7 protein-coding genes are annotated in these 7753 nt (G+C 69.1%); 4 read left to right on the forward strand and 3 right to left on the reverse strand.

The features are described from left to right. Window positions 1–234: 234 nt before the first annotated feature. Window positions 235–861, reverse strand: a complete 627-nt coding sequence (locus tag VMD50_RS13515) for a TolB family protein (RefSeq protein ID WP_325428247.1) — start codon at window positions 859–861, stop codon at window positions 235–237. Window positions 862–913: 52 nt separating this feature from the next. Beyond that, window positions 914–1855, reverse strand: coding sequence for an extracellular catalytic domain type 1 short-chain-length polyhydroxyalkanoate depolymerase (locus VMD50_RS13520; protein ID WP_325428248.1), 942 nt, complete (start codon window positions 1853–1855; stop codon window positions 914–916). A 74-nt stretch (window positions 1856–1929) separates the two neighbouring features. On the opposite strand from VMD50_RS13520, the gene VMD50_RS13525 reads away from it, so the two are divergent. Together VMD50_RS13525 and VMD50_RS13530 are read left to right on the forward strand one after the other, a co-directional pair. Beyond that, a complete protein-coding gene (locus tag VMD50_RS13525; protein WP_325428249.1) occupies window positions 1930–2388 on the forward strand; it encodes a MarR family winged helix-turn-helix transcriptional regulator in 459 nt (152 codons plus the stop codon). Between the two features lie 76 nt (window positions 2389–2464). Continuing rightward, complete coding sequence (locus VMD50_RS13530) at window positions 2465–2734, forward strand: DUF4242 domain-containing protein (RefSeq protein ID WP_325428250.1); 270 nt, start codon at window positions 2465–2467, stop codon at window positions 2732–2734. Between the two features lie 6 nt (window positions 2735–2740). Here VMD50_RS13530 and VMD50_RS13535 read toward each other — a convergent pair whose 3' ends face one another. After that, the gene (locus VMD50_RS13535) at window positions 2741–5650 is read right to left on the reverse strand and encodes a helix-turn-helix transcriptional regulator (protein WP_325428251.1); all 2910 of its coding nucleotides are present in this window, start codon (window positions 5648–5650) and stop codon (window positions 2741–2743) included. A 156-nt stretch (window positions 5651–5806) separates the two neighbouring features. On the opposite strand from VMD50_RS13535, the gene VMD50_RS13540 reads away from it, so the two are divergent. Next, window positions 5807–7183 (forward strand): FAD-binding oxidoreductase, encoded by a 1377-nt coding sequence (locus tag VMD50_RS13540; protein ID WP_325428252.1) that lies wholly within the window; start codon window positions 5807–5809, stop codon window positions 7181–7183. Between the two features lie 64 nt (window positions 7184–7247). Next, window positions 7248–7753, forward strand: a 506-nt coding sequence (locus tag VMD50_RS13545) for a hypothetical protein (protein WP_325428253.1), incomplete at its 3' end; no start/stop codon positions are given.

Consider the following 7753-nt stretch of genomic DNA (forward strand, 5'->3'; position numbering starts at 1 on the left):
GCCTGAGCCCGTCACCGTCGCCCTCCGGGAATCGGCGGCGCTTCGCACGCACCGGCCGGATTCTTCCGCTCAAGAAAGCTCACCAGTTCCACCCCGTCGCCCCCTAGCACTGTTGGTGAAGTGCTTCACCAACCTGTTTGGTGAGATCTTTCACCAAAGAGGATGCGGGCGCAAGTTCTGATCGTCACGAGCCGCGGCAGGTGAGTGAAGCGCGGACGATCACGCTGTCGGAGTTCAGGAGTTTCGTCTCCAGAACCCCGCGAAGCGGTCTGGGTTGAGCATTCTCCCGGCCGCTGTGCGTTCGGTCCACTCCAGCAGTCGACCATCGGGCGAGAATTCCGGGATGATCGTGCCGTGGTCTTTCTCGGCGGGGACATCGGTGAGCTGCCACGCGCGAGAACCGTCGGCCATGGCAATCCACAGGTCCGAGTAGCTGCCCCAACCCGGCGTTGCGCCGACCGAATTGCCCGGGTGGGTTGACTTCTCCGCGACAAACGCGACGAACCGCCCGGAGGGGCTCCATACGGGTGTGCCGGCTGTGCGTTGAGGGAATGTCGCAGAGCCGACGCCCAACTGCCGGCGGTCGCCGCCATCTGGGCGCACCGTGAAAAGGTGGAAGAGGCCGTCGCTTCCCTTGGCGTTGAACGCAATTCGATCATTGACGTGCGACCAATCACCGCCGAAAGCGTCTTTCTCGAAGACCTGGGAGGTGATCGGGGGGCCGCATCCGCTGCGCCCGAAGGGTGTGCCGGGAGTCGGGTGGGACCCGGTGCCCGCACCGGGCGGTCCGGCGCACGAAGTGCACAACACCACGGCGAGCACGGCACATGCCCGCAGCGCGCACACCGAATACCGCGCCACCCCGGGCAGCGTACCGACCCGCGCGGGTGCAGATTCGACACCCGGCGCAGCCTCAGTGGTGATGCTGGCCGAAGAACTGCCAGATGGTGTCGGTGGCGTTGAGCGCCGTCGAGGGCTCGGGGATCCCCGCGAGCTCGGCAAGCGGGCTGGGCTGGCCGCCGGGCCATTGGTGGCCGGCGCCGGCCACCGAGATCAACTCCACGGCGCGTCCGTCGGGGCACCCGGCCGTCAGGTTGGTCACGCTCCCGGCGGTGCTCGAGGTCGGCGGTCCGCACCCGTCGATGGACCGCCAGGTGGCGTTGACCGACTCCACCGAGGGACCGTCGACGCGCGGATTGCCGTTGATGGCGAAGGCTTTTCCGGGTCCGCCGTTGTAAGGGACTCGGTCATCGGAAGTGCCGTGGATCTGCAGCACCGATGTCGGTCGCGCCTGGGAGCAGTCGGTCAGCAGCGTGCCGGCCACGGGGGCGATGCCGGCGAAGGTGTCGGTCTGGCATCCCAGTCGAAGCGCCATCATGGCGCCGTTCGACATGCCGGTGGCATAGACGCGCGCGCGATCGATCGGGATCTCCTGTTCGATGGCTCCCACCATCGCGGTGATGAAACCGACATCGTCGACGTTGTCGCGCTGCGGTTGCCCGCAGCACGTCCCGGCATTCCAGGCGCGGTTTAGGCCGTCGGGGTAGGCGACCAGGAAGTGCCCGTTGTCCGCCTCGGCGTCCCAGTTGTAGGACCGCTCGGCCTGCGCACCGTTGCCGAAGCCGCCGTGCAGCATCACCACCAGCGGTGCCGCGTCGGGCAATCCCTGCGGCCGGTACAGGTGAAACGTCCTGCCGACCCCACCCGAGTCGATGGTCTGGGTGGACTGCCCGACCGGAATCGATTGGGAGCCGGGCGATCCCAACGCGTGCCCGCCGCCCACGCAGCCGCCGAGCACGACAGCCAACACCGAAACGAGGCAAACGACCAATACTCGAGCGCGGCGCGATCGCATGGATCCATCGTGGCACCGATCCCGCTATTTGACAAGTATCTTGTCAAATACGTCCCGAGTGGCACACTTTCTACATGCGACGTGTTGCGGACGCCGAGTGGAAGCCCACCGTCCCGGCGCTGGTGAACTTGGTGGCCGTCTCGGGGGCGCCTCATCTGAGAGCGGCCTTCGCCGCCGCCGGGCTCGACGGGATCCGCCCGGCTCAAGCGGTTGCGCTGGTGCCGCTGGCGGCCGGCGGCCTGCACGCATCGGATCTGGCCGACCGGCTCAGGGTGAGTCGCCAGGCGGTGGCCCAGGGGATAGCCGGCCTGGAGCGGCATGGCTACGTCACCCGGGTGACCGATCCCGGCGACGCCCGAGCCCGGATCATTCAGCTGACGCCGCGCGGGCGGCAGGCGCTGCGCGTGATGCGTTCCAACGCAGTCGCTTTGGAGAAGCGCTGGGAAGCCGTCCTCGGGGCCCGGCGGCTGGGCGAACTGCGGGAAAGCCTGGAGACGTTGCTCTCCGGTGAGGCCGACGCGGCGGCCGAGTGACGTCGGCCAGGAATTGCCGGGTCCCGTCGGTGCTACAGGGCGTAGGTTCGACCCAAGACGATGACAGGAGTCCGCCGTGCCCATCTTCATGGTCGAGCGCAACTTTGCCGAGGAAATGGAACCCGGCTTCGAGGTTGCCGACGGCATCAACCGGATCAACGACCACGAGGGCGTCCGGTGGATGTATTCGTTTCTGTCGGCGGACAAGCGCAAGACCTACTGCCTGTACGAGGCACCGTCGCCCGAGGCCATCCGGACCGCGGCCGCGCGGGCCGGCCTCCCCGCCGACGTCATCATCGAGGTGCGTGACCGCGTCATGCCCGACGGGTCGTTGTCGGATATTTGAGGCCGCTCAGCCGAGCAGCTCGTGATCGGCGGCATACATCGCCGCCTGCGTGCGATTCGCCGCGCCCGTTTTGATCAGGATGTTGCGCACGTGGTTGGCGGCCGTGTTGGTGCTGATGTAGAGGCGTTCGCCGATCGCCCGATTGCTCAACCCCTCGGCGAGCAGCCGCAGCACTTCGACCTCACGCTCGGTCAGGCCGTCCGGGCCGACGGGCCCCCCGTTCAGCACCGAATCCACCAGGCCGACGACCCGGTTCTGGCCGATCTGCGCCGCGAGGGCGCGCGCCTCGTCGGCCAGGCGCCGCGCTTCCTCGGTGTCGCTGCGCGACGCGGCGAACAAGGCGAGCCGGGCCAGCGTCTCGCTGATGTGAACCACCGAGCCCATCCGCCGGTCCATCTCGAGCGCCGTGCCGAAATGCCGCTCGGCCGCGACCGTGTCCCCGTCGAGTGCCGCCATCCGGGCGAGATACCGGTCGGCGCTGCCGAACAGGGCGACGAACTGGCCGGCGACCAGGTTCTTGCCCGCGTAGCGGGACACGTAGGGGCGCAGCGCGTGGAGCGCTTCGCGGTTGCCCAGCTCTAACGCCGCCTCCACCATGAACACCAGTTCCATCGGCCACTGCGCCTCGTTGGTGCGGTCGCCGAGCTTGCGGTTCATCAGATGATTGAGGGCGCGGGTCATGCCCGCCTCGCAGCCGAGCTCGGTGTACAACGCAAGCAGGCCCGGGACCCAGCGTCCGGCGAAAGTTTCGCTGCCGTCGACGAATTCGGCAAATTTCTTCAGCTCGCCGGTTTCGCGTTGGATCATGAACATCTGAACTCCGTTGGAGCCCTTCGTGTCGTCCGCGTCGAACAGATCACCGGTGCGCAAAGCGATGTCGGCCCACCGTTCGGCACCGGTGAAGTCGCCGCGCAAATAGGCCAGCGCTTGTTCGACGCAGGCGCCGACGAAGCCGAAGACCGGTTGCCCGATGGCTTCGCCGGCTCGCCGCATGTCGGCGGTCGACGCGGCCAGGTCCTCGGGCCGGCCTGCCAGATAACTGACCATGGCGCGAAAGTGCGAGGAGGCCCCCAGCACCTCGTAGTTACGGCGCGCCAACGCCATGCCGGAGACCTCGGCCGAACGCGCCGCCTGGATTTCGCAGAGTTCCGGGGTGAGCCCGTGCCACAGGCTGGCCTTCAGGGTGTGCATCAGCACCGCGGGGTCGTCGGCGGCCCGCGCGCAGTCGATGGCCTTGTTGCCGACCTCGCGCGCTCGCGCCGCCTCCCCCGCGAAGGCCAGCGCTCTCCCAAAACTGCCGAGCGCCTGGACGTAGCGCAGGTCGTCGGTGGTCAACCCGCAGGATTCCAACGCCGACGCCAGCAGGTCGGCCGCCGTCGAGTCGGACTGCCCGCGACGCCAATTCGCCTCCTCGTAGCCGACGGCCGCCGCCAGACGGATCAGCGGGTCGTCCATCGCGCTGAGGCGTTCGTAGATCGCCCGCGAGCGGGCGAAATCGCCGGCGCGCACGTGATTTGCGGCCGCATCGAGGTCCAGCCGCGCCCGATCCGCGCGGCTCAGCTCGGGCAGCGACGCCGCCCGCTCGAACCACCTCGCAGCGTCCTCATAGGCCAGGCTCTGTTCGGCCATCCGGGCCGCCTGGTGCGCGTACCGCAACGCCTGCTCGTGGTAGCCCAGCACGTGCGCCCGCAGGTAGTGGTTTGCCAGGCGGGGAATAACGGACGGGTCCGCGCGGCCGTCGAGCGCTTGGGCGGCCCGGGCGTGCATGATCCGCAGCCGCGACGCCGCCATCCCGCCGAACACGGCCTCGCGGGTGAGAGCGTGCACGAAGGAGAAGTCGCCGTCGGAGTCGCGAACCGGCCGGATCAGCCCGACGGCTTCGGCCGAATCGACCGCCGCCAGCGTCGCGGGCAGGTCGGTCTCGCTGGCGGCGACGAGCGCGGGCAGGTCAAACGTTTCGCCCAGCACCGCAGCCTGCTCGATCACGCCCCGCACGCCGGCTCCCAGTCCGGCAAGGCGGCGGGCAATGGCATCCCCGATGGATGCCGGGACCGTCTGCTGAGCGCCCAATGTGGCCAGCCCGCCCCGGACCTCCAGATCGTTGACCAGTTCGGTCAGGAAGAACGGATTGCCCCCGGTCTTGTCGCGCAGCAGGGCGGCGGCCGTGCGCGCCGAGCCGGGGGCCAGCTGCTGGGTCCGGCTGACGAACTCGGCGATCGCCTCGGTGTCCAACCCGGCAAGATCCAGGCGCCGGACACCCTCGAAGCGGTGCAGTTCGGCCAGCCGGGTCGTCAGCTCGTCGGAGCGGTCGGGTTCGGTGGTGCGGAACGTGGACACCACCAGCAAGCGGACATCGGCGCAGCCGATCAGGACGCGTTCGAGCATCGCGAGGGTGGGCAGCTGCGCCCAATGCAGGTCGTCGAGGATCAACGCCAGCGGGCGGTCCACCGCCAGGCGACGCAGGAAGCCGGTCAGGGCGTCGAAGAGTGCCTGCCGGGGCGATCCGACGTCCATTGCCGGCTCGGCAGCGGGCAAATGCCGGTCCACCTGCGCGGACAGCCGCCGCAGCTGCGGTCCCGCGTCGGCGAGCAGCTCCGCCATCGAACCGGACGGGGCGGCGGCCAGCATGCGATCCAGCGCCTCGGCGAACGGTGCGTACGGGACGTCCTCGTCGGCCGTCGAGCGGCCGACCAGCACCGCAACGCCGTGGTCGGCCAGCGTTCCGGCCACCTCGGCGGCCAGGCGCGTCTTGCCCGCCCCGGGTTCACCGCCGATGAACACCGCCTGGCGGTCGCCGCCTTCGACGCGCTCCCAGGCCCGCTCGAACGCCGCGAGTTCCGCGTCGCGGCCCACCAGCGGGCCGCGACGGCGTGCCACCAGTTCTGCCGGAAGCGGCGGCGGCACCCACTGCGCCATGGAATCAACGTAATCGTGCCGAATTGGCTGGTCGATAGTCAGATCTGACTATCGTGGAGTGCCTCGGAAATGCTCCGTTGTGGTCATGACGCACGGCCCCGTTGCCTCGTAGCGTCGCGGCATCACCACTCGCGAGCAAACAAGGAGGTGCGGGCCATGAGCCTGACAACCGCAACCGACGAGCTGCGCGCCACGCTCGGCGCCGAAGTGATTCTCCCCGATGACCCCGGCTACGACGAGGCCCGGGCGCTGCACAACGGCATGATCGACAAGCGGCCGGCGGTGATCGTGCGCTGCGCGTCCGCCACCGACATCGCCGGCGCCCTCGAGTTCGCCCGCAAGTCGAGCCTCACGGTCGCCGTCCGCGGGGGCGGCCACAACGGTCCCGGGTTCGGTTCCGTCGAGGGCGGCCTCGTCATCGACCTGTCACCGATGAACCGCGTAGACGTGGATCCCGACCGGCGCGTCGCCCGCGTCCAGGGCGGCGCGACCTGGGGGCAAGTGGACGGCGCGACCCATGCGCACGGCCTGGCGACGCCGGCCGGCATCATCGCCAGCACCGGCGTCGGCGGGCTGACCCTGGGCGGCGGCCACGGCTACCTGACCCGCAAGTACGGCCTGACCATCGACAACCTGCTGGAGGCCGAGGTCGTGCTGGCCGACGGCCGCGTGGTGACCGCGTCCGAATCGGAGCACCCCGACCTGTTCTGGGCGCTGCGCGGGGGCGGCGGAAACTTCGGTGTGGTCACCTCGTTCACGTTCCGGCTGCACCCCGTGCACACCGTGATCTGCGGTCCGACGGCGTGGCCGTCGTCGGCCACCGCCGACATCCTCAACTGGTACCGGGACTTCCTGCCCGCCCAGGACGAGGATCTCTACGGCTTCTTCGCGAGCATGACCGTCCCGCCGGCGCCGCCGTTCCCCGAGGCGTTCCACCTGCACAAGGCGTGCGCCGTGGTCTGGTGCTACACCGGCGATCCCGCCCGGGCCGACGAGGTGTTCGCGCCCGTCCGCCAGATGCAGCCGGCCTTCGAGGGCCTCGCGGCGGCCCCGTATCCCGCATTGAATTCCACCTTTGACGCCCTGTATCCCAAAGGGCTGCAGTGGTATTGGCGTGGAGACTTCATCCGCACGGTGCCCGACGCCGCGGTGGAAGCCCATGCCCGCTTCAACGAGGAGCTGCCCACGATGCACTCCACCATGCACCTGTACCCGATCGACGGCGCGGTCCATCGGGTCGGCCAGACCGACACCGCGTGGGCGTACCGGGACGTGAACTTCTCACAGGTCATCGCGGGGGTCGATCCCGACCCGGCCAACGCGGAGGCGTTGAAGCGCTGGACCAAGGACTACTGGAACGCCACCCACCCGTACTCGGCCGGCGGTGCCTACGTCAACTTTATGATGGACGAGGGACAGGACCGGGTCCGCGCGACGTACGGTCCGAATTACCAGCGCCTCAGCGAGGTCAAGGCGCAATACGATCCGGGCAATGTGTTCCACATCAACCAGAACATCCTGCCGGCCGGATGACAGAATCGGTCGTGCGACCGCTGGTGTGAAGTCGCTGTCCTGACCTGCCGGGAGGGCGCCGCTGGTGATAACCCGCGATGTCGACGCGAGCGTGGTGGCGGACTTGGCGGTCTCCCCTCCGCGCGCGGCGTTGGCCGCTTTCGGCGACGACGAACTTGTCGTCGTGCCGGTGACCGTGACCCTCGAACAGCCCGTCGATCCCGCGTCGTCACCCCGCATCGCACGGGTGCCGGAGGGGAGCCCGGATCTGGCCGGTCGCAACGTCGTGGTGATCGCCGACGACGGTCCACAGTGGTTCCGGCTGCGCTCGCTGACTGTCCGGGGGACGGCCGAGCCGGTAGGCCGGTCCACCTACCGGGTCGCGCCCAGGCGAATCGTGGCCTGGGACTACGGCTCACTTCGCGAGGTCGCGGCGCCGACCGCAAGCTCACCTCCGCCGACGACATCGTTCTCGGCCGGCGACGAAAAGCACGCTCAGGCCCTGCATTCGCCGAATCTGGAAGCGGCGCTTGGCAGCTCGCGGGTCATGATCCTTGCCAGCCGTTCTGAGAAGGGGACGCCGTTCGCGGT

Source organism: Mycobacterium sp. (assembly GCF_035506235.1).
Lineage (GTDB): Bacteria > Actinomycetota > Actinomycetes > Mycobacteriales > Mycobacteriaceae > Mycobacterium.

Bases quoted from the DNA above. Each gene is read 5' to 3' on its own strand.
- VMD50_RS13520 (WP_325428248.1), bottom strand. From the start codon at position 1,855: ATGCGATCGCGCCGCGCTCGAGTATTGGTCGTTTGCCTCGTTTCGGTG.
- VMD50_RS13525 (WP_325428249.1), top strand. From the start codon at position 1,930: ATGCGACGTGTTGCGGACGCCGAGTGGAAGCCCACCGTCCCGGCGCTG.
- VMD50_RS13535 (WP_325428251.1), bottom strand. From the start codon at position 5,650: ATGGCGCAGTGGGTGCCGCCGCCGCTTCCGGCAGAACTGGTGGCACGC.
- VMD50_RS13540 (WP_325428252.1), top strand. From the start codon at position 5,807: ATGAGCCTGACAACCGCAACCGACGAGCTGCGCGCCACGCTCGGCGCC.